This window comes from Actinotalea solisilvae, assembly GCF_016464425.1.
Taxonomy (GTDB): Bacteria; Actinomycetota; Actinomycetes; order Actinomycetales; family Cellulomonadaceae; genus Actinotalea; species Actinotalea solisilvae.
Genome location: NZ_JADDKQ010000006.1, coordinates 39,458 through 60,626, shown reverse-complemented (window position 1 = coordinate 60,626; position 21,169 = coordinate 39,458). Strand labels below are relative to the sequence as shown.

At 75.8% G+C, this 21,169-nt stretch carries 24 protein-coding genes and 1 pseudogene; 10 read left to right on the top strand and 15 right to left on the bottom strand.

The window, feature by feature from the left end:
• Positions 1 to 13 precede the first annotated feature (13 nt).
• Complete coding sequence (locus JIG38_RS06280) at positions 14 to 223, bottom strand: hypothetical protein (RefSeq protein ID WP_199422907.1); 210 nt, start codon at positions 221 to 223, stop codon at positions 14 to 16.
• A gap of 234 nt (positions 224 to 457) precedes the next feature.
• Here JIG38_RS06280 and JIG38_RS06275 point away from each other — a divergent pair, with 234 nt between their 5' ends.
• The 4 genes from JIG38_RS06275 to JIG38_RS06260 all read left to right on the top strand — a co-directional run bounded on the left by JIG38_RS06275 (position 458) and on the right by JIG38_RS06260 (position 4,562).
• Positions 458 to 739 (top strand): hypothetical protein, encoded by a 282-nt coding sequence (locus JIG38_RS06275; protein ID WP_199422906.1) that lies wholly within the window; start codon positions 458 to 460, stop codon positions 737 to 739.
• A 58-nt stretch (positions 740 to 797) separates the two neighbouring features.
• Positions 798 to 1,187, top strand: a complete 390-nt coding sequence (locus JIG38_RS06270) for a hypothetical protein (RefSeq protein WP_199422905.1) — start codon at positions 798 to 800, stop codon at positions 1,185 to 1,187.
• Positions 1,188 to 1,253: 66 nt separating this feature from the next.
• Entirely contained in the window at positions 1,254 to 2,879 is a 1,626-nt protein-coding gene (locus JIG38_RS06265; RefSeq protein ID WP_199422904.1) for a helix-turn-helix domain-containing protein, read from the top strand.
• A 561-nt stretch (positions 2,880 to 3,440) separates the two neighbouring features.
• Positions 3,441 to 4,562 (top strand): class I SAM-dependent methyltransferase, encoded by a 1,122-nt coding sequence (locus tag JIG38_RS06260; RefSeq protein WP_199422903.1) that lies wholly within the window; start codon positions 3,441 to 3,443, stop codon positions 4,560 to 4,562.
• Between the two features lie 50 nt (positions 4,563 to 4,612).
• On the opposite strand, the gene JIG38_RS06255 is transcribed toward JIG38_RS06260, so the two are convergent.
• Positions 4,613 to 5,539: an alpha/beta hydrolase family protein gene (locus JIG38_RS06255; protein ID WP_199422902.1), complete on the bottom strand. Its 927-nt coding sequence runs from the start codon at positions 5,537 to 5,539 to the stop codon at positions 4,613 to 4,615.
• 32 nt (positions 5,540 to 5,571) lie between these two features.
• Positions 5,572 to 5,919, bottom strand: a complete 348-nt coding sequence (locus JIG38_RS06250; protein WP_199422901.1) for a hypothetical protein — start codon at positions 5,917 to 5,919, stop codon at positions 5,572 to 5,574.
• Between the two features lie 54 nt (positions 5,920 to 5,973).
• Here JIG38_RS06250 and JIG38_RS06245 point away from each other — a divergent pair, with 54 nt between their 5' ends.
• Positions 5,974 to 6,540: a helix-turn-helix domain-containing protein gene (locus JIG38_RS06245; protein WP_199422900.1), complete on the top strand. Its 567-nt coding sequence runs from the start codon at positions 5,974 to 5,976 to the stop codon at positions 6,538 to 6,540.
• A gap of 32 nt (positions 6,541 to 6,572) precedes the next feature.
• Here the strand turns inward: JIG38_RS06245 and JIG38_RS06240 are convergent, their stop codons facing one another.
• Both JIG38_RS06240 and JIG38_RS06235 read right to left on the bottom strand, forming a co-directional pair.
• Positions 6,573 to 7,127, bottom strand: a complete 555-nt coding sequence (locus JIG38_RS06240; protein WP_307844636.1) for a GNAT family N-acetyltransferase — start codon at positions 7,125 to 7,127, stop codon at positions 6,573 to 6,575.
• On the bottom strand, positions 7,124 to 7,585 hold the full coding sequence (locus JIG38_RS06235) for a hypothetical protein (protein WP_199422898.1): 462 nt from the start codon (positions 7,583 to 7,585) through the stop codon (positions 7,124 to 7,126). The genes JIG38_RS06240 and JIG38_RS06235 overlap by 4 nt, the downstream gene beginning before the upstream one ends.
• Positions 7,586 to 7,783: 198 nt before the next feature.
• Here JIG38_RS06235 and JIG38_RS20045 point away from each other — a divergent pair, with 198 nt between their 5' ends.
• Positions 7,784 to 8,227, top strand: coding sequence for a hypothetical protein (locus tag JIG38_RS20045; RefSeq protein ID WP_233404552.1), 444 nt, complete (start codon positions 7,784 to 7,786; stop codon positions 8,225 to 8,227).
• A gap of 12 nt (positions 8,228 to 8,239) precedes the next feature.
• Here the strand turns inward: JIG38_RS20045 and JIG38_RS06225 are convergent, their stop codons facing one another.
• Positions 8,240 to 8,620 (bottom strand): MmcQ/YjbR family DNA-binding protein, encoded by a 381-nt coding sequence (locus tag JIG38_RS06225; RefSeq protein WP_199422897.1) that lies wholly within the window; start codon positions 8,618 to 8,620, stop codon positions 8,240 to 8,242.
• A 105-nt stretch (positions 8,621 to 8,725) separates the two neighbouring features.
• On the opposite strand from JIG38_RS06225, the gene JIG38_RS06220 reads away from it, so the two are divergent.
• Positions 8,726 to 9,757 (top strand): aldo/keto reductase, encoded by a 1,032-nt coding sequence (locus JIG38_RS06220; RefSeq protein WP_199422896.1) that lies wholly within the window; start codon positions 8,726 to 8,728, stop codon positions 9,755 to 9,757.
• Positions 9,758 to 9,937: 180 nt separating this feature from the next.
• Here JIG38_RS06220 and JIG38_RS06215 read toward each other — a convergent pair whose 3' ends face one another.
• From JIG38_RS06215 to JIG38_RS06185, 7 genes are all read right to left on the bottom strand, one after another.
• Positions 9,938 to 10,483: a phage tail protein gene (locus tag JIG38_RS06215; RefSeq protein WP_199422895.1), complete on the bottom strand. Its 546-nt coding sequence runs from the start codon at positions 10,481 to 10,483 to the stop codon at positions 9,938 to 9,940.
• A gap of 9 nt (positions 10,484 to 10,492) precedes the next feature.
• Entirely contained in the window at positions 10,493 to 10,726 is a 234-nt protein-coding gene (locus JIG38_RS06210; protein WP_199422894.1) for a phage tail protein, read from the bottom strand.
• A gap of 1,854 nt (positions 10,727 to 12,580) precedes the next feature.
• Positions 12,581 to 13,384, bottom strand: a complete 804-nt coding sequence (locus JIG38_RS20035; protein ID WP_307844634.1) for an SCO1664 family protein — start codon at positions 13,382 to 13,384, stop codon at positions 12,581 to 12,583.
• Positions 13,381 to 13,968 carry a DUF3090 domain-containing protein gene (locus tag JIG38_RS06200; RefSeq protein ID WP_199422892.1) on the bottom strand — a complete coding sequence of 196 codons (588 nt, stop codon included), beginning with the start codon at positions 13,966 to 13,968 and terminating at the stop codon, positions 13,381 to 13,383. Before JIG38_RS06200 ends, JIG38_RS20035 begins: the two co-directional genes overlap by 4 nt.
• 9 nt (positions 13,969 to 13,977) lie before the next feature.
• Positions 13,978 to 14,742 carry an MSMEG_4193 family putative phosphomutase gene (locus JIG38_RS06195; RefSeq protein ID WP_199422891.1) on the bottom strand — a complete coding sequence of 255 codons (765 nt, stop codon included), beginning with the start codon at positions 14,740 to 14,742 and terminating at the stop codon, positions 13,978 to 13,980.
• Positions 14,743 to 14,787: 45 nt separating this feature from the next.
• Positions 14,788 to 15,234, bottom strand: coding sequence for a cupin domain-containing protein (locus JIG38_RS06190; RefSeq protein WP_199422890.1), 447 nt, complete (start codon positions 15,232 to 15,234; stop codon positions 14,788 to 14,790).
• A gap of 68 nt (positions 15,235 to 15,302) precedes the next feature.
• Entirely contained in the window at positions 15,303 to 17,876 is a 2,574-nt protein-coding gene (locus JIG38_RS06185; RefSeq protein WP_199422889.1) for a helix-turn-helix transcriptional regulator, read from the bottom strand.
• Between the two features lie 140 nt (positions 17,877 to 18,016).
• Here JIG38_RS06185 and JIG38_RS06180 point away from each other — a divergent pair, with 140 nt between their 5' ends.
• The 3 genes and pseudogenes from JIG38_RS06180 (at position 18,017) to JIG38_RS06170 (ending at position 19,619) form a co-directional block, all read left to right on the top strand.
• Complete coding sequence (locus JIG38_RS06180; protein WP_199422888.1) at positions 18,017 to 18,583, top strand: dihydrofolate reductase family protein; 567 nt, start codon at positions 18,017 to 18,019, stop codon at positions 18,581 to 18,583.
• A 98-nt stretch (positions 18,584 to 18,681) separates the two neighbouring features.
• Positions 18,682 to 19,163: pseudogene (locus JIG38_RS06175) on the top strand (SDR family NAD(P)-dependent oxidoreductase); the annotation flags it as partial.
• A gap of 72 nt (positions 19,164 to 19,235) precedes the next feature.
• Positions 19,236 to 19,619: a hypothetical protein gene (locus JIG38_RS06170; protein ID WP_199422886.1), complete on the top strand. Its 384-nt coding sequence runs from the start codon at positions 19,236 to 19,238 to the stop codon at positions 19,617 to 19,619.
• Here the strand turns inward: JIG38_RS06170 and JIG38_RS06165 are convergent.
• Both JIG38_RS06165 and JIG38_RS06160 read right to left on the bottom strand, forming a co-directional pair.
• Positions 19,543 to 20,517 (bottom strand): aldo/keto reductase, encoded by a 975-nt coding sequence (locus JIG38_RS06165; RefSeq protein ID WP_199422885.1) that lies wholly within the window; start codon positions 20,515 to 20,517, stop codon positions 19,543 to 19,545. The genes JIG38_RS06170 and JIG38_RS06165 overlap by 77 nt on opposite strands.
• A gap of 105 nt (positions 20,518 to 20,622) precedes the next feature.
• Entirely contained in the window at positions 20,623 to 21,165 is a 543-nt protein-coding gene (locus JIG38_RS06160) for a hypothetical protein (protein ID WP_199422884.1), read from the bottom strand.
• Between the last annotated feature and the right edge of the window lie 4 nt (positions 21,166 to 21,169).

Sequence of the window (21,169 nt, the reverse complement as noted above, 5' to 3'; positions counted from 1 at the left end):
GGGACGGGCCGCGTCAGGCCCTCGCCGTCGCGAGTGCGCGGCTCGCACGCAACTCGTCGGCGTCCACCTCGGTGCGGTACTCGACGAAGCGACGCGGCGCTCGTGCAGTCGGCGCGCCCCCGCCCGCGAGAGCGTTCGCGAAGGTGTCGCACTCCCTCTCCAGCTTCTCCCGCTCGCGGGCGGTCGATATGGAGGACGTGTCCGGGACGAGGACGGCGGCCACGACGACGCCTGACGATGTTCACTCCGTCGCTGGGCGCGGGCACGGAGGGCCGATCGCTACGGTCGCCTCATGGTGCGCTCGGCGGTCGTAGCTTCAGGGCTGCTCGTCGTCGCGCTCACGGGGTGTGCGCCACAGGGAGCCGGTGACCAGCCTCCGCCGGCTCCGGCCCCCGCGGGACGCGACACGATCCCCTGCGACGAACGCGGCCTCAGCGTCGAAGACGAGCGCGACTGCGTGTACTACTCCTCGGGGGGCGACGCGAGCACACCAACGCCCCGCCTGTTCGGCGCCGACCCGGCCCAGCCCGTGGCCGAGGTGCCGCTGGAGACCCCGCCTCCAGCGGTGTGGTCGTGCTTCTACGACCCGACGATGGACTACGACTGGCACAACGACGTCCTGTGCTCCGACGGCGTCAACGTCGATCGGCCGTACCTGCTCGCCGAGGACTCGTTCGTCACGGAGGCCGAGATGGCCGACGCGGCCGCCGCCTACGAGGACCTGCTCAACGGTGGGTAGGCCTGGGCCCGCCGGCCGGCTGGCCGGCCGCAGTGCTGGCGACAAGGGTTCCCGGTGAGTGGTACGCGACGGGAACGTCGTCATCGATGCGAAGCGCTACGCGGGGCGGCCCTCGCTCCGCGGCGAGGGCGGCCTGATCCGACCACGCGTCGAGCGGCTCGTCGTCGGCTCTCGCGACTGCACCAAGCTCGCGGAGGGCGCGCACAAGCAGCCGCACCTTGTCCGCACGGCGCTCGACGACGCCGGGTTCACCGACGTGCCCGTGCACGGCTCCTTGTACTTCGTCGACGCGGACTGGCCGCTGTTCGGCGGGTCCATCGTCATCGACGGTGTCGCTGTGCTCTGGCCGAAGAAGCTCGGCGAGCGACTGCTCGCGCCCGGTGACCTCACCGCGCAGGAGGTCGCCGCCGTGCACCGCGCACTGGCCGACGCCTTCCCCATCGCCTGACCGGGCCCGGGGCACGGCGAGGACCCTCCCCGTCAGACGCCCCTAGGGCTAGCGTGACTGCTCACCATGGATCAGACCGACGTGCTCACCTCGGCGCGTGACGCGTACTCGCGGGGCGACTGGCAGACGGCCTACGAGTCGCTGTCGCAGGCGCGTGCGGGCGGCGAGCTCGGCGCCGCCGACCTCGCGGCGCTCGGCGGCGCGGCGTGGTGGGTCGGGCGCGTGCAGGAGTCGCTCGAGGTCACCGAGCTCGCGTACCGGCTGCTCGAGGACGCGGGCGACGCCGAGCAGGCCGCCATGCGCGCGCTCGACCTCGCGCTCCTGTGGTTCACGCGAGGCGACGTCGTCGTGACGTCGGGCTGGCTCAACCGGGCCCGCCGCCTGCTCGACGGCCTCCCCGAGGGCGCCGCGCACGGGTACCTCGCGTACATCGACGGCGCCCTCGGGCTCGCCCGGTGGGACATGCCCGTGCTGGACCGCGAGGCCGCAGCGCTCGCCGGCCTCGCGCGGCGCCTGCGCGACCCGGCGCTCACGTCGCTGTCCCTCGTCCTCGCGGGTCTGGGCGACCTGCGCCGGGGCCGCACGACGTCGGGCTTCGCGCAGCTCGACGAGGCGATGCTGCCCGTCCTCGCCGGCAGCCTCGCGCCCGAGTGGGCGGGCGAGGTGTACTGCACCGTCATCCACGCGTGCCACGAGCTCGGCGACCTCGAACGCATGCGCGCGTGGACCCGCGCGACCGAGCAGTGGTGCGAGCAGTTCCGCGGCGAGGTCGTGTTCTCGGGCATCTGCCGCGTCCACCGCCTCCAGCTGCTGTGCACCGAGGGCGGCTGGGCCGAGGCGGAGGAGGGCATCGAGCGCAGCGGCGCCGAGCTCGAGGGCCGCAACAACTGGGTCGCGGGCGAGGCGTTCTACCAGCTCGGCGAGATCCGCCGGATGCGCGGCGACCGCGACGGCGCCCTCGCCGCCTACGCCCGCGCCCGCGCGCTGGGCACCGAGCCCCAGCCCGGCGAGTCGCTGCTGCGGCACGCGACGGGCGACGGCGACGCCGCCTGGTCGGGCCTGTCGGGCGCCCTTGCCGGACGCGACCGCCTCGCGGGCGCGCGCCTGCTGACGTCGGGCGTCCAGGTCGCACTCGGGCTGAACCTCGTGGAGGAGGCGGACCGCTGGTGCCGCCGCCTCGAGGAGATCGCCGCCGAGTTCGACACCCCCGGCCTGCGCGCCTGGGCCGCCCACGCACGCGGCGCGGTGCAGGTCGCGCAGGGCCGGTGCGACGACGCGATCGCCTCGCTCGAGGCCTCGGCACGCGAGTACCGCTCGCAGCGCTGCCGCTACGAGACCGCCCAGGTCTACGAGCTGCTCGCCCGCGCGCACGCCGGCGCCGGTCGCGCCGAGGTTGCCGCCGGCGACCTGGCCACCGCCCTCGCCATCTACCGCGAGCTCGGCGCCGCGCCCGACGTGCGCCGCCTCGAGGGCGACGGCGCCGCGCTCCCCGCCGGACTCACCGAACGTGAGGGCGAGGTGCTCTCGTGCGTCGCGACCGGCATGAGCAACCGCGCCGTCGCCCAGACGCTGGTCATCAGCGAGAAGACGGTCAGCCGCCACCTCGCGAACATCTTCACCAAGATCGGCGTGACGTCGCGCACCGCCGCGGCGGCCTGGGCGCACGAGAACGGCCTCCCCCGCCGGACCTGACGCGCCGGTCCCACGCGCGAACCGCCGTCGTGCGCGACGTCGTCTGCACCACCTGACGCACGCCCGCCCCGCCCGGCTGCACCGAACGCCCGATGCGGGGCGTGCGCGCGCGCTCCTAACGTCGGCACGACCCCGACGCCGAGGACCGGAAGGAGCGTGCGGTCATGTCGTTCGACCCCGCGCTCGCCGCAGGCAGCGTCTCGACGGTCGTCTTCGCGGGCAGCGCCCTGCCCATGGTCGTCAAGGCCGTGCGCACGAAGGACCTCACGTCCTACAGCCTGCCGAGCCTCGTCCTGAGCAACGTCGGCAACGTCGTGCACGCGGTGTACGTCTACAGCCTGCCGATGGGCCCGATCTGGGCGCTGCACTCCTTCTACGTCGTCACGACGGGGCTGATGCTCGCGCTCTTCCTGCGGCACCGCCCGCGCGACGCGGACGTGCGGCGTCCGCCCCATGCGGCGCCGGACGAGATGCACGACTCGCCCGATGAGGCAGCCACGGCCGGGTTCCTAGCGTCGGGACGAGCCGGCCACAGGGGCCCGGCAGAAGCGGAGACACACCATGACGACACTCACGACGCGGGACACGGCCGAGGCGGTTCACCTCGACGAGGCGACCGGCCAGGAGCTCGACGCGGCGGCCGCCCAGGCATTCGCGGGGCGGATGCTCGGCGTCCTCAACGACGCGGCGGTCGCCATCCTGACGAGCACCGGCCACCAGACCGGCCTCTTCGAGACCATGGCGGCCCTGCCCGCGGCGACGAGCGAGCAGATCGCCGCCGCGGCTGACCTCGACGAGCGCTACGTGCGCGAGTGGCTCGGCGGCATGACGACCGCGCGGGTCGTCCGCTACGAGCCGGCGACGGCGACCTACGTGCTTCCCCGCGAGCACGCGGCCGTCCTCACCTCGGCGGCCGGGCCGAACAACATGGCGATCCTCATGCAGCACGTCGCGATGATGGGAGAGGTCGAGCAGCCGACGATCACGCGGTTCCGCGAGGGCGGCGGCCTCTCGTACGCCGACTACCCGCACTTCCACCGGAACATGGCGGAGACGAGCGCGGCCGTGCACGACGCGGCGCTGGTCGACGGCATCCTCCCGCTCGTCCCGGACCTCACGGACGCGCTCGCGCGGGGCATCGACGTCGCCGACGTCGGCTGCGGCCACGGTCACGCGGTCAACCTCATGGCCCGCGCGTTCCCGGCCAGCCGCTTCACCGGCTACGACTTCAGCGAGGTCGCGATCACGGCCGCGCGCCGCGAGGCGGCCGAGCTGGGGCTGACGAATGCGCGCTTCGAGGTGGTCGACGTCGCCCGGCTCACGGACGACGCGCGGTTCGACCTCGTCACGGCGTTCGACGCGATCCACGACCAGGCGCAGCCGGCGGCCGTGCTCGCGAACGTCCGGCGCGCGCTCGCCCCGGGCGGCACGTTCCTCATGGTCGACATCAAGGCGTCGAGCCTGCTCGAGCGGAACCTCGACCTGCCGTGGGCGAGCTACCTCTACGCGATCTCGACGTACCACTGCATGAGCGTGTCGCTCGGGCTCGACGGCGTCGGGCTGGGGACGGCCTGGGGCGTCGAGCTCGCGGGCGCGATGCTCGCCGACGCCGGCTTCTCGGAGGTCGAGGAGAAGCAGGTCGACGCGGACCCGTTCAACGCGTACTTCGTCGCTCGCCGCTGACGGGCGCCGGGCACCCGGGACCATCCGGGTGCCCGGCTTCCGCTGTGACCTCAGACCGCAGTCACCCGGACCGTCCGGGCGGCCCAGTCGACGACGAGCCGCACGACGCGCTCGTCGAGCGGCTGCCGGACCTCCTTCTTGTACGCCGCGAGCGACGCCGGCCCGGGCTGCCGCCGCAGGATGTGCGTGACGTCGGCCACCTCGTGCACCTCGACGGGGCCGCGGACGTCGTCTGCGACGCGCGCAAGGTCCGACGGCTTGACCTGCAGGTCCTTGCTGCCCGTCACCGCGAGCACGGGAACGGCGACCCGTGCGAGGTCGGTGCGCGGGTCGTACGCCATGAACTCCCGGTGCCACCTCGCGTTGACCCGCTGGCCGCCGATGCGCGCCACGTCCGTCGTCGTGGCGTTGATCCGGGCGCGGTTCTGCTCGGTCTTCTTCTCCAGGTCGATGCGCAGCAGGCCCATGAGCCTGCGCACCCACGGGGGCATCGACGCCGCGACGTTGTGCGTCTGCCAGCGGAGCAGCTCCTCCCCCGGCGTCGCGGAGGCGCTCAGCAGCGCGGCGCCCGCCAGGTTGTCGTCGTCCGCGGCGAGCCGGGCCGCGTGGATGGCACCCTCCGAGTGCCCGAGGACGACGACGCGCGACGCATCCACCTCCGGCCGGGCACGGAGGGCCGCGAGCGCGGCGCGGGCGTCGTCCGTGCTGTCGTCCAGCCCGGCCTCGAGCCAGCTGCCGGCCGTCGCGCCGACCCCGCGCTTGTCGTAGACGAGGGTGACGAGCCCGGCGTCCGCGAGCGCGCGCGCCAACGCCCCGGTGATGCCGAGCGGCATGCGGCGGTGGTCGGAGTTGCGGTCCACAGGGCCCGAGCCCGGCAGCAGCAGGACGGCGGGGAACGGTCCCGGACCGTCGGGCGTGGTCAGCGTGGCCGCCAGAGCGCGGTCGCCGGCGGGGAGGGTCAGGTCGGTCGTGGTCATGGGTCGCTCCCTCGTGAGGCTCGTCGCAGGGGTCACACCGCGGCCGCGAGGGCGGCGGCGGCCTGCTCGGGCGCATCGACGTCGAGCAGCATCTCGGCCCAGCGCTCGCCCGTGAGGACGACGCGCAGAGCGGGCCGACCCGCGCGCACCGAGGCAAGGGTCGTGCCGCTGCGCGAGCGCCACGTGCCGATGCTGCGCAGCCCGGGGAGGCCGAGCCCGGGGGCGCGCACGCCGTGCAGGGCGGCGAGTCCGTCGGGCACCACCTCAGCACGCACGACGGCGGCGGTCGGTAGCTCCTGGTCGCGCAGCAGCCCGGCGATCTTCTCGCGGCGCGTGAAGCGGACGGACACGGTCTGGTCGATACGGCTGATCGTCGTCATGTCGCCATTATTCTCAAACGCGAGAACGTTGTCAATCGTGAGTATGGTGGGTCTATGAGCGCACCGCTGACACCCGCCGACGTCGTGCTGCACCCCGTGCGCCTGCGCATCGTCCAGGCCTTCCTGGGCGACCGGCAGCTCACCACCGGCGAGCTGCGCGCGGAGCTCGACGACGTCGCCAGCGCCACCCTGTACCGGCAGGTCGCGGCCATGGTCGACGGAGGCGTGCTCGAGGTCGCCGACGAGCGGCGCGTCCGGGGCGCGGTCGAACGCACCTACCGGCTGCGCGCGGGCGCCGCGTACATCGATGCCGCAGGCGCCGCGGCCATGAGCGCCGACGACCACCGCCGGGCGTTCCTCACGTTCGTCGCCGGGCTCCTCGGCAGCTTCGACCGCTACCTCGACGCCGCCGACGTCGACCTCGCGCGGGACGGCGTCGGCTACCGGAGCCACGCGGTCTACCTCACCGACGACGAGCTCGCCGCGTTCGTGGACGACCTGCGCGCCGTCGTCCTCCCGCGGCTGGCGCAGAAGCCCGACGGCGCCCGCACGCGTCGCCTGTTCTCGACGGTCCTCATGCCTGCGCGCGACGGCGGGACGGACGCGGGCGCGGCACCCTGACGGGCGCGGCGCGCTCGCCGTCCACGGGGCGGTCACCGTGTGCCCGACAGGGCCCACTCCTCGGCGAGCGCCGCGTACGTGTAGGCGTCGTGCCAGACCGGCCCGCCGTCCGAGTCGGCCACGAACGCGACCGCGCGCACGTGGTGCGCCTCGCGCCGCAGGCCGAGGCGCTCGAGCAGCGCCCACGAGCGCACGTTGGCGGGGTCGCAGCGCGCGACGACGCGGTGGGCGCCGTCGGCGAACACAGCCGTGAGCAGGGCGCGGCACGCCTCGGTCGCGTAGCCGCGGCCCCAGTGGTCGGGGTGGAACACGTACCCGAGCTCCCACGTCCGCCACCAATCCGGTCCGGACGGGGCCAGGTAGAGGGTGCCGACCAGCGTCCCGCCCCGCGTCTCCACCGCCCGGAACCGCGGGTCGGACGCGCGCTCCCGCGCGAGGTCGTCGGCCTGCGCGTGCGTGACGACGTCGTACGGCTCGAACTCGACCGCCGCCGGACGGGACAGGATGCCGTGGAGCGCCGGCCCGTCGGAGGCCAGGAACCGTCGCAGCGAGAGCCGGTCGGTACCCAGCGGCCGGTCGGCGATCACGCCGCCGGCACAGCGTGCCGGGCACCGCCCCGTGCACGGCGCCGCCGGTCGGCGCGACGCCACGCGAGGCCGGCCGCGACCTCCGCGAGACCGATCGCCGCGAAGGCCCACTGCACCGGCGACGTCCAGCCGATCAGCGGCAGCTGGAAGGTCACCCACCCGGTGAGCACGGCGCCGACGGCGAGCGCCGCGTCGGGCGCCCGAGGATGGCGGCGCAGGCCGAGCACGAGCGCGCCCACCTGCGGCACACCGACGGTGGCAGCGAGCGCGAGCGCCGGCAGCACCCGTCCGTCGACGAGAGGCCAGGCGTCATGGAGCTGGTCGACGAGGGGGTCGAACGTCCCGTCGAGGAACCCCTTCACCCCGGCGACGGCGCCCACGGCCGTCAGCGACTGGAGCGCGAGGCCCGTGACCCGTGCCGCCCGCCCGGGCGGCGCCTGCACCGTCTCGATGCCCATGTCGCCAGACTGACACCGGCGCGCACGGCCGCCAGGGACGAAGGTCCAGCCGGTCGGCGCCGACCGGCAGGCGCGGCGCCGCGCCCGGGCCGGTCGACCGACGCGCGCAACTCGGTGCCGAACGGCCCTCCCGTCGGAGGCCCGCAGGCGCAGAATCGACAGGAGATCTCGGTCCCGTCCTGAAGGCAGGTGCTCGCGATGAACCGTCGGATGCAGTACTCGATCGCAGGAGCCGTCGTCGCCGTCCCGGTCCTCGCGGCGTCGGTCCTCCGCCGCCGGAAGCCGCGTCCGGCCGACGGCGCGCACCGCGACCCGGACGTCGACGAGGACGAGGCGGCCGAGAAGGACGAGCACCGCGGGAAGCACCCGGTCCAGGGCCTCGTCCGGCTCGTCATGATCGCGCTGGCCGTCGTCGCCGTCGTCCGCGAGCTGCGCCTGCCCCCCGAGCAGCGCACGTGGCACGGGTCCGTGGCGCGCGTCGTGCCCTACGACTTCCGCCGGCCCACGCTCGCGCGGCTCCGCGCGGCGAACTGGAACCCCGAGGGCAAGCTGGTCAACGCCCGGTCGTTCGGCGTCGGGTGGACGCTCAACGCGGGGCGGGCCGTCAAGCTCGTCCGCGACAGGCTCCCGACCGAGCACTGAGGCGGCGCGGGCTCACCGCCGCACGTCCTTCGGGACGACGTCGGGCCCGTCGCCGTCGAGGTACGCGGCCGCGACGCCCTTCGGCACGCACATCCGCCACGCGTCGACGAGGAGCTCGCGCAGCTCGTCGACGTCGATCGCGGCCAGCCGGACGTCGACCCACCGGTAGCGCAGGTCCGACTCGCGCGGCAGGAGGAACTTCTCCGGCTCGGCCTCGACGAGCGCGGCGCGCTCCTCGCGCGGGAAGGCGAACCCCATGACGGTCTCGTCGCGCGAGAACGCGGCGTAGACGAGGCGTCCGACGCGGAGCTTGACCTGGTCGCGCACGACCGCCTCGGTCGAGCGCGGGAGCGTCCGCGCGATCGCACGCGCGTCGTCGATCGTGACCGCCATCGACCCTCCTCGACCCGGGCGGCGCCGCCGCACCGCCTCAGCGTGCCGTGAACGGGTCGCCCGACGGAAGATGGGCCGACACGCCGACGATCCGCAGGAGGACCCATGCAGTACCGCACGCTCGGGCGCAGTGGCGCCGTCGTCTCCACGCACTGCCTCGGGACCATGACGTTCGGCGCCGAGGCCGACGAGGCGACGTCGGGCGCGATCCTCACCGCGTTCGTCGAGGCCGGCGGGACGTTCGTCGACAGCGCCGACGTCTACAGCCGCGGGGTGTCGGAGGAGATCGTCGGCCGCTGGCTCGCCGCGCACCCGACCGAGGCCGCGCAGCTCGTCGTCGCGACCAAGGGGCGGTTCCCCATGGGCGACGGGCCGAACGACGCCGGCCTGTCCCGGCGGCACCTGCGCGACGCCCTCGACGCGTCGCTGCGCCGGCTCGGCGTCGAGCACGTCGACCTGTACCAGATGCACGCGTGGGACGCCCACACGCCGATCGAGGAGACCCTGCGCTTCCTCGACGACGCGGTGAGCGCCGGCAAGATCGGCTACTACGGCTTCTCCAACTACCTCGGCTGGCACCTCACCAAGGCCGTCCACGTGGCCCGTGCCCACGGGTGGGCGGCGCCCGTGACCCTGCAGCCGCAGTACAACCTGCTGGTGCGCGACATCGAGCACGAGGTCGTCCCCGCCGCGCTCGACGCCGGCGTCGGCCTGCTCCCCTGGTCCCCGCTCGCGGGCGGCTGGCTGACCGGCAAGTACCGGCGCGACGTCGACCCGACGGGCGCGACGCGCCTGGGTGAGAACCCGCAGCGCGGCATGGAGGCGTGGGCCGCGCGCAACGCCGACGAGCGGACCTGGCAGGTGGTCGACGCCGTCCGGTCGGTCGCCGAGGGGCGCGGCGTGACGATGTCGCAGGTCGCGCTCGCGTGGCTCGCGCAGCAGCCCGCGGTGACGTCGGTGATCCTCGGCGCGCGCACGGTCGAGCAGCTCACCGACAACCTCGGCGCGGCGGACCTCGAGCTCACGGCCGAGGAGGTCGAGCGGCTCACCGAGGCGAGCACGCCGCGCGTCGACGACTACCCGTACGGCCCGGCGGGCGTGAAGCAGCGCGAGCGCACGCTCACGCCGCAGGGCTGAGGCCTCGCGGTCCGGAGGTCAGCGTGGAGCGCCGGTACCGCTGAGCGGGACGACGGCTCCACGGTCGCCGTCGGGCCCGGGGTGTGAAGGGTTGGTCACGCGGGACGCGACCAACCCTTCACACATCGAGAGGGCTGGAGGCACCACGAGGGCCGCGGGTCGCTGCGGTCGCCGTCGCCGTCAGGGTCGCGGCGGGTAGATGCCCTGCAGCGCGATGATGAAGCTGACGGTCAGGTACGGCGACCGGTTGTTGTGCGGCTGACCACCACCCGCGGCGGACACGGCAGCCGGCGACATCGCGACCGTGCCGGCGCCGGTCGAGTAGAGCTGCTCGGTGAGGCGGCCCTGCTGCGACCTCGCCCACGCGCTGCCCGACGGGTTGCCCGTGGTGCCGCGCGTGCCCGACGGCACGGTGCGCACGGCGTGGGTGTGGGCCGGCATCTCGCCGGCCAGCAGCGTCACGGTGCTCGTGCCGCCGCTCGCGCCGGGGGACGGCGGGACCTCGTGACCCGCCCCACCGGTCGTCTCCCAGTGGACCGGGGTCGCGTCCCGCAGGTCCGGGAGCGCGAAGGTGCTCTTCCCGTCGCCTCCGTAGTACGTGCCGATCAGCGAGAACAGCGCCGTGTTCTGGGAGATCGGCATGAGCTGCCCGTGGCAGAACGCCCAGCTGCGGGGCGCGAAGTTGCCGGCGAACATCCGGATCTCGCCGAGGAAGGGGTCAGCCACCGGTTCTCCTCAGTCCCTGCTCGGGAAGATGCCCTGCAGGGCGATGACGTAGTTCAGCGCCAGGTAGGGCGGCATGTTCTCGTGCGGCTGCGAACCGCCGACGTTCGCCACGAGGTCGGTCGCCATGACCACCTGCGACGCGGGCGCGTAGTGGTCGCGCGACGTCGTCCCCCACCGCGCGCCCGCGGCGTCGGCCAGCTCGGCCGTGGGCGCCGCCGTCACCGCGTGGGTGTGCTGCGGCATCTCCGCGACCGTCAGCGTGTGCGCGGCTTCGCCGCCCGCCTGACCGGGGTACGCGCGCGCTCGACGGGCAGCGGTACCGCGTGGTCGCGACGAACGCCGCGGGGAGCACGACCGGCACGCCCGGCACGCTGACCGTGACCTGGGGCCCCGTGGTCACGACCGCGCCCGGCGACGTGCTCGTGATGGCCGGCCAGGACGCGACCTTCTCGGTCGCCGTCGCCGGCTCGCCCGCGCCGACGGTCCAGTGGCAGGAGCTGGCGACCGCCGTCGGCGCCGTCTGGACCGACGTCCCGGGCGCGACCGGCACCACGTACGTGCGCACGGCCGTCCCCGTGACGGACGACGGCGTGCGCGTGCGCGCGGTCGTCTCGGGCGCCGGTGGCCCCGTGACGTCGGCGAGCGCGCTGCTCACCGTGCACGCCGCCCCGACGGTGTCCGACCCCGCGGCCGTGACCGCGGTCGACGGCGACGTCGCGACCTTCACCGTGACGACGTCGGGCACCCCCGCCCCCGCCGTGACCTGGGAGACGGCACCCGCGGGTACCTCCGCGTGGACGGCCGTCCCGGGTACCACGACGACGACGCTCACGGTGACCGCGGCGCGCGCCCTCGACGGGCAGCAGTACCGCGCCGTCGTGACGAGCGTGGCCGGCGCGGCCACGAGCGCGGCCGCGGTCCTCACCGTGCAGTGGGGCGCCGCGATCACCGACGACCCGGACCCGCTCACCGTGTCGTCCGGCCAGGACGCGACGTTCACCGTGGCCGTGGACGCGCGCCCCGCCGCGACGATCACCTGGGAGGCGCTCGACGCCGGCACGTGGACCACGATCGCCGGGGCGAGCGGGACGACCCTCACGCTCGCCGCCGTCGGCCTGGCCGAAGACGGCCTCACGGTCCGGGCACGCGCGACCAACGGCGTCGGGCCCGACGCCGTCTCGGCCGCCGCCGTGCTCACCGTGGTCGAGTCGCCCGTGTTCACGACGCAGCCAGCCGACGCGACGGCCGACGCCGGCACGACGGCGACCTTCACCGCGGTCGCGAGCGGCACGCCGTCGCCGACCGTCCGGTGGCAGACCCGGCCCGACGGCGGCGCGACGTGGGCCCCCGTGGCGGGTGCCACCGGCCCGCAGCTCGTGCTCACGCCGACGCTCTCGGACGACGGCCTGCTGGTGCGTGCCGTGGCGACGTCGTCGCTGGTCGCGGGCCCGACGACGGCCGTCAGCGCCGCTGCAGCCCTCACCGTCGCCGAGGCGCCCGTGATCGTCGCGGGCCCGACCGGCGTCGTCGCCGGGCCGGACGGCACGGTCACCGTGCGCGCGGGCGTGGCCCTGACGCTCGCGTACACCGTCGCCGGCACCGACCCGGACGGCGTGTGGCGCGTCTCGCTCGACGGCGGCCGCACCTGGGGTGCGGCGCTCGGCAACGCGACGGCATCCGAGTCGGTCGGCCCGGCCGGCACCACGTTCGCCTTCACGTGGACCCCGACGGCCGTGCAGGACGGCACGATGGTGCGGTTCGAGGCGAGCACGGCGACGGGGCAGGTCAGCGGTGCGCCGCTGACATTCCGCGTCGCGGCGGACCCGGCTGCGCCGGCGGCACCCGCGGCGCCCACGGCACCGGCCGCAGCCGCGAGCCCGTCGTCCGGCCCGCTGCCGCGCACGGGCACCGAGGCCCTCGGCCTCGCGGGGGGTCGCGCTGCTGCTGGTCCTCGCGGGCGCGTCGCTCGTCGCGGTCCGCCGCCGGCGGCCGGGCACCCGCTAGGTGCCGCGCTCCCCGCGCGTGTGAAGGGTTGGTCGCGGCCGGCGCGACCAACCCTTCACGCGCCACCGACCGCGTGGCCGCGGGGGCCGACCGTCAGAACAGCGGCCAGGGGACCGCAGGCATGTCGCCCTCCGGTCCGGGGAAGCACCCCTCGGCGAGCAACCGTTCGCACCGACCCGCGAGCGCGTCCACCTCGTCGGCCGCGAGCAGCTCGGCGAGGGTCGAGCCCAGGCCCGCCCCGAGACCTGCGAGCACCCGGCGGACGGCCGCGACCTCGTCGTCCGCGAGCGGGTCGCCGAGCCACCCCCACAGCACCGTGCGCAGCTTGGGCTCGGTGTGGAACGTGACGCCGTGGTCGACGCCGTACCGGTGCCCGTCCGGCATGGGCAGCACGTGGCCGCCCTTGCGGTCCGCGTTGTTGACGACGACGTCGAGCACGGCCATGCGCCGCAGCGTCGCCGAGTCCTCGTGGACGAGCACGACCGGCCGGCCGCGCTCGTCGCTGGCCTCGAGCACGGCGCGCCAGCCGTCGCCCGGGACGGCACCGGCGGGCACGACGTCGACCGGGTCCTGCTCGCGGTCCGGCTCCTGCCAGAGCTGGACCATGCCCGGTCCCAGCGGCCCGTCCCGCAGCCACGTGCGCGGCACGATGCCCCAGCCGAGCGCCTCGGACACCGCGTGCGCGGCGACCTCGCGGTTCGCGAGCGTGCCGTCGGGGAAGTCCCACAGCGGCCGCTCCCCCGCGACCGGCTTGTAGACGACCGCGACGCCGCCGATCGCGCCGAGGAACGTCGCGTTCGACGCGGTGGTGAGCCGCCCGACCAGCTCGAGCTCGCCGCCGTCGAGGTCGGCCTCGCCCCGCTCGCCGCCGTCGAGGTCGGCGTCGGGCTCCGTCACACGGCGCCGGGCAGGTCGGTCGGGTCGCACACGTGGCCGTCCGGGTCCATGGGCCGGCCGCAGCGTGGGCACGCGGGCCGCCCCGCGCCGACGACCCTGCGCGTGCGCTCGGCGAACGCGCGCGCGGTCCCCACGGGCATCCGGACGACGAACATCTCGCTCGGCTCGGCGGCCTCGGCGTCGGCCGCGAGGTCGGCGAGGTCGTCGTCGTCCGCGGCGTCGACCTCGAGCACCTCGATCGGGTACGCCTCGATGACGACCTGCGCGGTCCGGGGGTCCCAGCCGAGCCGCAGCTCGCCGGCACGGAACTCCTCCTCGACGGGCTGGTCGAGGGGGTCGTCGTCGACGAGCTCGGCGGGCGTCTCGGTCGGCACGCTGACGCGGTGGGTGGCGTCGGCGGCGAGACGGCTCAGCAGCTCGTCGATCGTGTCGGCGAGGACGGCGGACTGCTCCTTCTCGAGCGCGATCGCCACGCGCCGCGCGCCCGTGCGCGCCTGGAGGTAGAACGTCCGCTCCCCCGGCCGGCCCACCGTCCCGATGACGACGCGGTCCGGCCAGTCGAACTCGTGGACGAGGGTGGGCACGGTCGCAGTCTACGAGCGGGGCTGCGCGACGTCGCCCGGTCGGCCGTCCGCGGTGTCCGTTCCCGCAGCGCCCACCCGCTCGCCGTCGGCCGCGTGCCCCGCACCACCGCCGACAGCCGCGTCGCCCACGGGCGCGGCCGACGCGAGCCACGAGAGGTCGCCGTCGTCGAGGTTCATCCCGACGACCTCGGGCCGGCTCGCGCCGTAGCGCACGACGGAGAGCGACGCCGGGCCGACGGCGATCCGCTGGAACACGTCGAGGTGCATGCCGAGCGCGTCGGCGAGCACCGCCTTGATGACGTCGCCGTGCGACACCGCGGCCCAGACCGCGCCCGCGCCGTGCTCGGCCTCGACGGCGGCGTCGTGCCCGCGGACGGCCGCGACCGCGCGCGCCTGCATGGCGCGCATCGACTCGCCGTCGGGGAAGGTCACCGCCGAGGGCTGCTGCTGGACCACGGTCCACAGCGGCTCGGTCGCGAGCTCGCGCAGCGCGCGGCCCTGCCAGGCGCCGTAGTCGCACTCGGTGAGCCCGTCGTCGACCGCCAGAGGGGCCGCGGCCCGCTGCCGGTCGACGACCGCCTCGGCCGTGCGGCGGCACCGCTCGAGCGGGCTCGTGACGACGCCGACCAGGGGCACGACGGCGAGCCTCTGGGCCGCGCGCTCGGCCTGACCCCGCCCGACGTCGTCGAGCCCGACGCCCGGGGCGCGGCCCGCGAGGATGCCGGCGGTGTTCGCGGCGGTGCGCCCGTGCCGGACGAGGATGACGGTGGCCATCCCCGGAGCCTAGGCACCGGGGACGGCCACGCGCGTCGCGAGCCGTCACACCCCCGCGAGCGCGACGCCGTGCTTCGCGGCCACGGTCGCCATGGTGCCGAAGGCCTCGGCGTCGAGCCGCTCGGCCGAGACGCTCGCGGACATCTCGGCGAAGAACCGCCCGGCGCTCGTGCCGGACGTCACGGCGAGGAACTCCGCCGTGCCCTCGGTGACGTGGAACGTCACCGGCGTCCCGGCGGGCACGACGACCACGCCGCCCGGCCCGACGTCGCCCGTGAAGCCGTCCGCCTGCACGCTCACGGTGCCGCGCAGCACGTAGAGCACACCGCTCCAGGGCGACATGTGCTGGGGCGCCGGCGGCCTCGCCGGGGCGCGGACGACGAAGACCTCGAAGCCCGGCTCCGCGGACTCGACGGTCGCCTTGGCGACGTGGTCGCCGTCGATCATGGGGTGGTTCGTGCCCTCGCCGGGGGCGACGTAGGTGGCGGTCATGGGGGCCTCCTCGGGTGGTGGGTCACCCGAGCCTGCGCCGGCCCCCGCGCACCGGTCCGGGTAGCGGGCTACTCGGGTTCGGGCGGGTCGGCGAGCACCCCCGCGAGCCGGCCGCGGTCGGAGACGCCGAGCTTCTGGCCCGCGCGGTACAGGTGACCCTCGGCCGTCCGCACGGACACCGTGAGCCGCGCGGCGATCTCGCGGTTGCTCAGACCGCGCGCCGCGAGCGTGACGATCTCACGCTCGCGTGCCGTGAGCGGCAGCGGGTGGATCGCCGCGAGCAGCGCGGGCGTGCGGATCCCGCAGCGGCGCGCGAGCTCGTGGGCGCGCGTCGTGGCCGTGAGCGCCGAGCCCAGCCGCCCGGCCCGCCGGTGCGCGTCCGCGGCCTGCGCGGACGCGTCCACGGCCGCGACGACGTCGCCCACCGCCTCCCAGTCGCGCCCGACGGCGACCAGCGCGTCGGCGTCCTGGGCCGCCCAGGCGCGGGCGTGCGCCAGCGCCGCCGTCGCGCGCGGGCCGCCGACCTCCGCGGCGAGCTCCTCGAGCCGCGCGACGGCGTCCGGCGCCCCGCCGAGCTGCGTCGTCGTCTGCCACGCGAGCACCTCGAACGCGGGCGAGGCCTGGGCGCGGGCCCGCTCGGCCGCGGCGATGGCGTGCCCGCACGCCTCGGTGAGGGCGCCGTCGGCCGCCGCCGCCCAGGCCCGCGCGAGCAGGTCGTCGGGCGCGAGGAGCGCGTAGGCGGGGTGGACGTCGGTCGCGACGTCGGCAGCGAGCGGGCGGGCGTCGTCGGCGCGGCCCGCGAGCGCGTGCGCCGTCGCGAGCAGCGTGCGCGCGCGGAACCGGAACTCGTGGCGCGACGGCCCCAGCCCGGCCCACGCCTCCCGCAGCGGCACGACGGCGGCGCGCACGTCCCCGCCCGCGAGCGCCGCGTGCCCCGCGAGCACGAGCCCCATGAGCCGCGCCGGTCCGGGCAGCTGCGCCGACGAGTCCTGCAGCGCACGGCCCACCGCCCGCGCCCGCGCGACGTCGCCGTGCAGCCGGTAGCCGAGCACGAGCCAGTCGGTCAGCCCGAACACGGGGATCGCCCGACCTGCCGCGCCCGCGCCCTGGCGCGCGACGACGTCGTCGAGCAGGTCGACGCGGCCCTGCACGGCCGCGCAGGCCGCGACGGCGGCGGTGACGACGAGGCGGGTGAGGTCGTCGGGCAGGTCGCGCTCGTGCAGCGCGAGCGCCCGGGCGAACGCGGCGCTCGCGTGGCCCTCGGCGGCGTCGCACGCCGCGGTCATCGCCTCGACGGTGAGCGCGGCCGGTCCGGCGTCGGGGAGGGACGCGGCCTCGCGCAGGACGGCCCGCGCGCGGTCGGGACGGCGCAGCGTCCACAGCAGGTTGCCGGCGCGGTGGGCGTGGACCCAGGCGCGCAGGCCGTCGTCGGGCGCGTGCACGGCGAGGTCCGCGAGCACCTCCTCGGCCTCCTCGCCGCGCGTGAGCCACGAGAGCGTGGAGGCGTGCAGGAGGCGCGCGTGCCACTCGCCGTCGGCCGCGGCGGCGCGCGCGAGGCGCTCCGCGAGCGGCAGGTCGTGGAAGCCGAGCGCGAGCTGCGCCGCGCGCAGCAGCAGCCCGCGGTCGAGCGGCAGGTCGGAGTCCACCGCGAGGACCGCGCGGCGCAGCGGCTCGGCGTCCGGGTCGAGCCGCTCGGCGAGCCGCCCGCGCAGCCGGCGGGCCCGCGCGACGCCCATCGCGTCGCGCCGCACCTCGCCGTAGAGCGGGTGGACCAGCCGCACGACGTCGCCCCCCGGCCCGGCCTCCGCGCGCACGAGGCCGCGCGCCTCGGCGTCCTCCACCGCTCCCCCGCCCGCGAGCGCGGTGAGCGTCGCGAGCGCGAGCGGCTCGCCGAGCGCGACGAGGTCGACGACGTCGCGCACGGTCGCGTCGAGCGCGCCGATCTCGTGCTCGAGCAGCGCGGCGAGCTCGCGCGTCACGTGCGGCTCCCCGGTCCAGCACCACACGCCCGACGTGGGCGTCAGCCGCCCGGCGCGGACCTCGCCCGCGACGAGGTGCCGCAGGTAGAGCGGGCTGCCGCCGCTCAGCGCCGCGAGCCGGTGCGCGGCCGCCGTCTCCACCGGACCCGCGAGCGCGCGCGTGAGGAGGGACGCCGTCGTGGTCGCGTCCAGCGGCGCGAGGTCGCGGCGCGGCAGCAGCTCGTCCTTCCACAGCGCGGTCACCGCGTCGGGCGCGGGCTCGCCGTCGCGCACGGTGACCAGCACCGGCGCGATGTGACGCACGACGACGCGGTGGAGCACGAGCGCGGAGAGCTCGTCGAGCCAGTGGGCGTCGTCGACCCCGAGCACGACGCGCCCGCGTCGCGCGAGGTCGTCGAGCACCCGGCCGACCGCCGCGGCGGCGTCGCCCGGCGGCACGTCGACGAGCCCGGCGAACGCACCGAGCGGGTAGGCGCGCGCGGCGCGGCTGCCGAGCGCCCAGACGACGTCGGCCCCGGCGCGCGCCGCGGCGTCCCGGACGAGGCGGGTCTTCCCCACGCCCGCGGGCCCCACCAGCAGGATCCCGGCCCGCCCCGGCCGGACCGCCGCGGCGATCTCGCCGAGCTCGGCGTCCCGACCGGTCAGCGGCCACGGCCGCGCCATGCCTCGGATGCTAGTGACGCGGCTGCGTATGCGGCACCCTGCGAGGACGCCCGCGTCACCGGGGACCGATGAGGACCGGCGTCGGGCCCGGTCTGCAGGCTCGGGCGACGACGCCCCGCGCACACGAGGGAGAGCGACGAGTGAGGCCACTGCGGTACGCGATCAACGTCACGCTCGACGGCTGCTGCCACCACGAGGCCGGCCTGCCGCCCGACGAGGAGTCGATGCGGTTCTGGACGGCCGAGCTGGAGCGCTCCGACGCGCTGGTCTACGGCCGGGTGACCTACGAGATGATGGAGCAGGCCTGGCGCCGCCCGCCCACCGGCGGGTGGCCGGACTGGATGAGTCCGTGGGACGTCCCGTTCGCCGAGGTGATCGACCGGATGCCCAAGCACGTCGTCTCAAGCACGCTGGACGCCGTCGACTGGAACGCCGAGCTGGTGCGCGGCGACCTCGGGGACGCGGTGCGGCGGCTCAAGCAGGAGCCGGGCGAGGGCCTCTCCGTGGGCGGCGTGACGCTGCCGTCGGCGCTCGCGGACCTCGGCCTCATCGACGAGTACACGTTCGTCGTGCACCCCGTCGTCGCCGGGCGCGGGCCGACGCTGCTCGCGGGCCTGCGCGAGCAGGTGCGCCTCGAGCTCGTGGAGCGCCGCGAGTTCGGATCGGGCGCGGTCATGACGCGGTACCGGCCCGCCGGGGCGCCCTGACCCCCTGCGGTCGGGCGGATCCGGGTAGCGCGCTACTCGCGCCGGGCGGGCACGGCGAGGCCATCGTCGAAGGCCCCACCGTCCCCGAGGAGCCTCCGATGAGCGCCACCCGATCCGTCCTCGTCACCGGCGCCAGCCGCGGCATCGGCCGCGCGATCGCGCTGCGTCTTGCGCGCGGCGGCTGGCACGTCTACGCGGGCGTGCGCACCGACGTCGCCGCGAAGGCCCTCGCCGAGGAGTCCGACGCGATCACGCCCGTCGAGCTCGACGTCACGGTCCCCGAGCACGTCGCCGCGCTCGACGCCGTGCTGCCCGAGCGGCTGGACGCGCTGGTCAACAACGTGGGCATCGGCGTCGGGAAGCCGGTGGAGGCCCTGACGCCCGAGGACGTCCGCGGCCAGTTCGAGGCCAACCTCGTCGGGCCGCTGGCCGTGACGAGCCGCGTGCTGCCGCGCCTGCGCCGGGCGCAGGGCCGCATCCTCTTCATCTCGTCGGTCAACGGGCGCGTGTCCTTCCGTTCACCGGCATCTACAACGCGTCGAAGTACGCGGTCGAGGCGGTCGCCGACTGCCTGCGCGTCGAGCTCGGCCCGTTCGGCGTCCAGGTCGGGCTCATCGAGCCGGGCGTCGTCGCGACCGACCCGTGGACCGTCATGGACGAGCTCATCGACGACGTCGAATCGGGCCTCACCCCCGAGCTGAGGTCGCTCTACGCCCCGCACCTCGCGGGCGAGCGCCAGCTCATCGCCAACCTGCGCAGCCGCGCCGCGCCGCCCGACGGCGTCGCACGCGCCGTCGAGCGCGAGCTGACCCGGGCGCGCGTGCGGCCGCGCACGCCCGTGGGGCGCGACGCACGCGTGATCCTGCTCATGCGGGCCCTGCTGTCGGACCGTGCGATGGACCGCGTGTGGACGCGCAGCCTCGGGCTGCCGCGCGCCGTCCCGGCGGACGACGCCGACGTCAGCCGGCGTCGGGCGCCTGGTAGAAGTTCCGCTCCCACCGGTGACGCCGGACGACCTCGCGCTGCGCGTCCGTGAGCCGCCGGCCGTCGCTCGTGGCCGCGTTGCGCTCGACGTTGCGCACGGTGCGCATACCGGCGATGACGGTCGAGACCGCGGGCTCGTCGAGCACGTAGCGCAGCGCGACGTCGGCCAGCTCGTCCGTCGTGATGCCGAGCTCGTCGACGAGCGCCGTGACGTGCTGCTCGACCTGCGCGCGCCGGTCCCCGCCGAAGTAGCGGTTCCGGAAGTCGCCGTCGGGGAACGTGGAGTCCGCGGTGACGCGCCCGGTGAGCCCGCCCTCGTCGAGCGCGACGCGCACGATGACGCCGACGCCGTGCTCCGCGCACGCGGGGAGCAGCTGCTCCTCGGGCCGCTGGTGGAAGGCGTTGTAGATGACCTGGACGGTGTCCACGGCGCCGCTGCGGACCAGGGCGAGCACGTTCTCCGGCTGGTAGTCGTTGATCGAGACGCCGAAGAAGCGGATCTTCCCCTCCTGGCGCAGGTCCGCGACGGTCTCCAGCCAGTCGCCCTGGCCGACCCACTCGTCGCTCCAGACGTGGAGCTGCAGGACGTCGAAGGCCTCCAGGCCGGACGCGGCGAGGCTCGTCTCGAGGCTCGCGCGGATGTGCTCGCCAGGGAACGCCTCGTCGGCGTGGATGCCGGACGGCGCCGGCCAGACGCCGTTCTTCGGCGGGACCTTGGTCGCGACGTGCACGTCCGGGTGCTCGCGGATGACGCCGCCGACGATCCGCTCGCTCTCGCCGTATCCGCGTGCCGTGTCGATGACGTTCACGCCCAGCTCGATGGCGCGGTGCAGCGCCGCGAGCGACTCGTCCTCGTCCGCGCCGATCCACATCGACCCGCCGATCCCCCAGGCGCCGTACCCGATCTCCGACACCTGCAGGCCGGTGCGTCCCAGCGGGCGGTACTCCATGACGTCTCCTTCGGGGTGTGGCGGCGCGACGGCGCCGGCACCCAGCCTCTCGCGCGCCCGACGGCGACGCGAGCGATACCCGAGGGCGATCCGGGGGAGCCGGCGTCAGCCGAGGCGACCCGCGAGCGCGAGCACTCCGACCACCAGCCCCGCCACGACGACGAGCGCCGCCGTCCCGATCCCCACGACCTTCCCGACCACGGCCGACGTCGGCTGCCGCTCCTGCCACCCCAGTGCGGTCGCCGCCTCGCGGACCAGCGCGTGCAGCACGCGCGGGCTGTGCACCTGCTCGCGCAGCGGGCCGCGGGTCCCGTCGGGCAGCGGCCCGTACTCCCGCACGCTGCGGTCGCCGACGACCCGGCCGCGGAACAGGGAGGTGCTCACGCCGAGGCCGCCCACGACGCTGATGTCCCCCGCCGTGACCACGTCGGTGATCATGTAGGTCATCGTCGCCGCGTCGCAGGCGACGTCCGCCCACAGGCAGGTGGCGCTCCGGGTGCCGGCGCGCCGCATGACGAGGGGCTCGGGGTACCCGACGGCGAACCCGTCGGGAGCGGGCCGCACCGCGACGTCGTCGGGCAGGTGCCGCGCCACCTCGTCGCGCAGCTCGGCCACCAGGTCGACGTCGTCACCGCTGCCCGTCCTCACGGCC

Coding starts and splice junctions, on each gene's coding strand:
- JIG38_RS06265 (WP_199422904.1), top strand. CDS start 1,254: ATGGATCAGACCGACGTGCTCACCTCGGCGCGTGACGCGTACTCGCGG.
- JIG38_RS06260 (WP_199422903.1), top strand. CDS start 3,441: ATGACGACACTCACGACGCGGGACACGGCCGAGGCGGTTCACCTCGAC.
- JIG38_RS06170 (WP_199422886.1), top strand. CDS start 19,236: ATGGACGAGCTCATCGACGACGTCGAATCGGGCCTCACCCCCGAGCTG.
- JIG38_RS06185 (WP_199422889.1), bottom strand. CDS start 17,876: ATGGCGCGGCCGTGGCCGCTGACCGGTCGGGACGCCGAGCTCGGCGAG.
- JIG38_RS06220 (WP_199422896.1), top strand. CDS start 8,726: ATGCAGTACCGCACGCTCGGGCGCAGTGGCGCCGTCGTCTCCACGCAC.
- JIG38_RS06245 (WP_199422900.1), top strand. CDS start 5,974: ATGAGCGCACCGCTGACACCCGCCGACGTCGTGCTGCACCCCGTGCGC.
- JIG38_RS20045 (WP_233404552.1), top strand. CDS start 7,784: ATGAACCGTCGGATGCAGTACTCGATCGCAGGAGCCGTCGTCGCCGTC.
- JIG38_RS06235 (WP_199422898.1), bottom strand. CDS start 7,585: ATGGGCATCGAGACGGTGCAGGCGCCGCCCGGGCGGGCGGCACGGGTC.
- JIG38_RS06255 (WP_199422902.1), bottom strand. CDS start 5,539: ATGACCACGACCGACCTGACCCTCCCCGCCGGCGACCGCGCTCTGGCG.
- JIG38_RS06250 (WP_199422901.1), bottom strand. CDS start 5,919: ATGACGACGATCAGCCGTATCGACCAGACCGTGTCCGTCCGCTTCACG.
- JIG38_RS06195 (WP_199422891.1), bottom strand. CDS start 14,742: ATGGCCACCGTCATCCTCGTCCGGCACGGGCGCACCGCCGCGAACACC.
- JIG38_RS06210 (WP_199422894.1), bottom strand. CDS start 10,726: ATGCCGCAGCACACCCACGCGGTGACGGCGGCGCCCACGGCCGAGCTG.
- JIG38_RS06225 (WP_199422897.1), bottom strand. CDS start 8,620: ATGGCGGTCACGATCGACGACGCGCGTGCGATCGCGCGGACGCTCCCG.
- JIG38_RS06165 (WP_199422885.1), bottom strand. CDS start 20,517: ATGGAGTACCGCCCGCTGGGACGCACCGGCCTGCAGGTGTCGGAGATC.
- JIG38_RS06190 (WP_199422890.1), bottom strand. CDS start 15,234: ATGACCGCCACCTACGTCGCCCCCGGCGAGGGCACGAACCACCCCATG.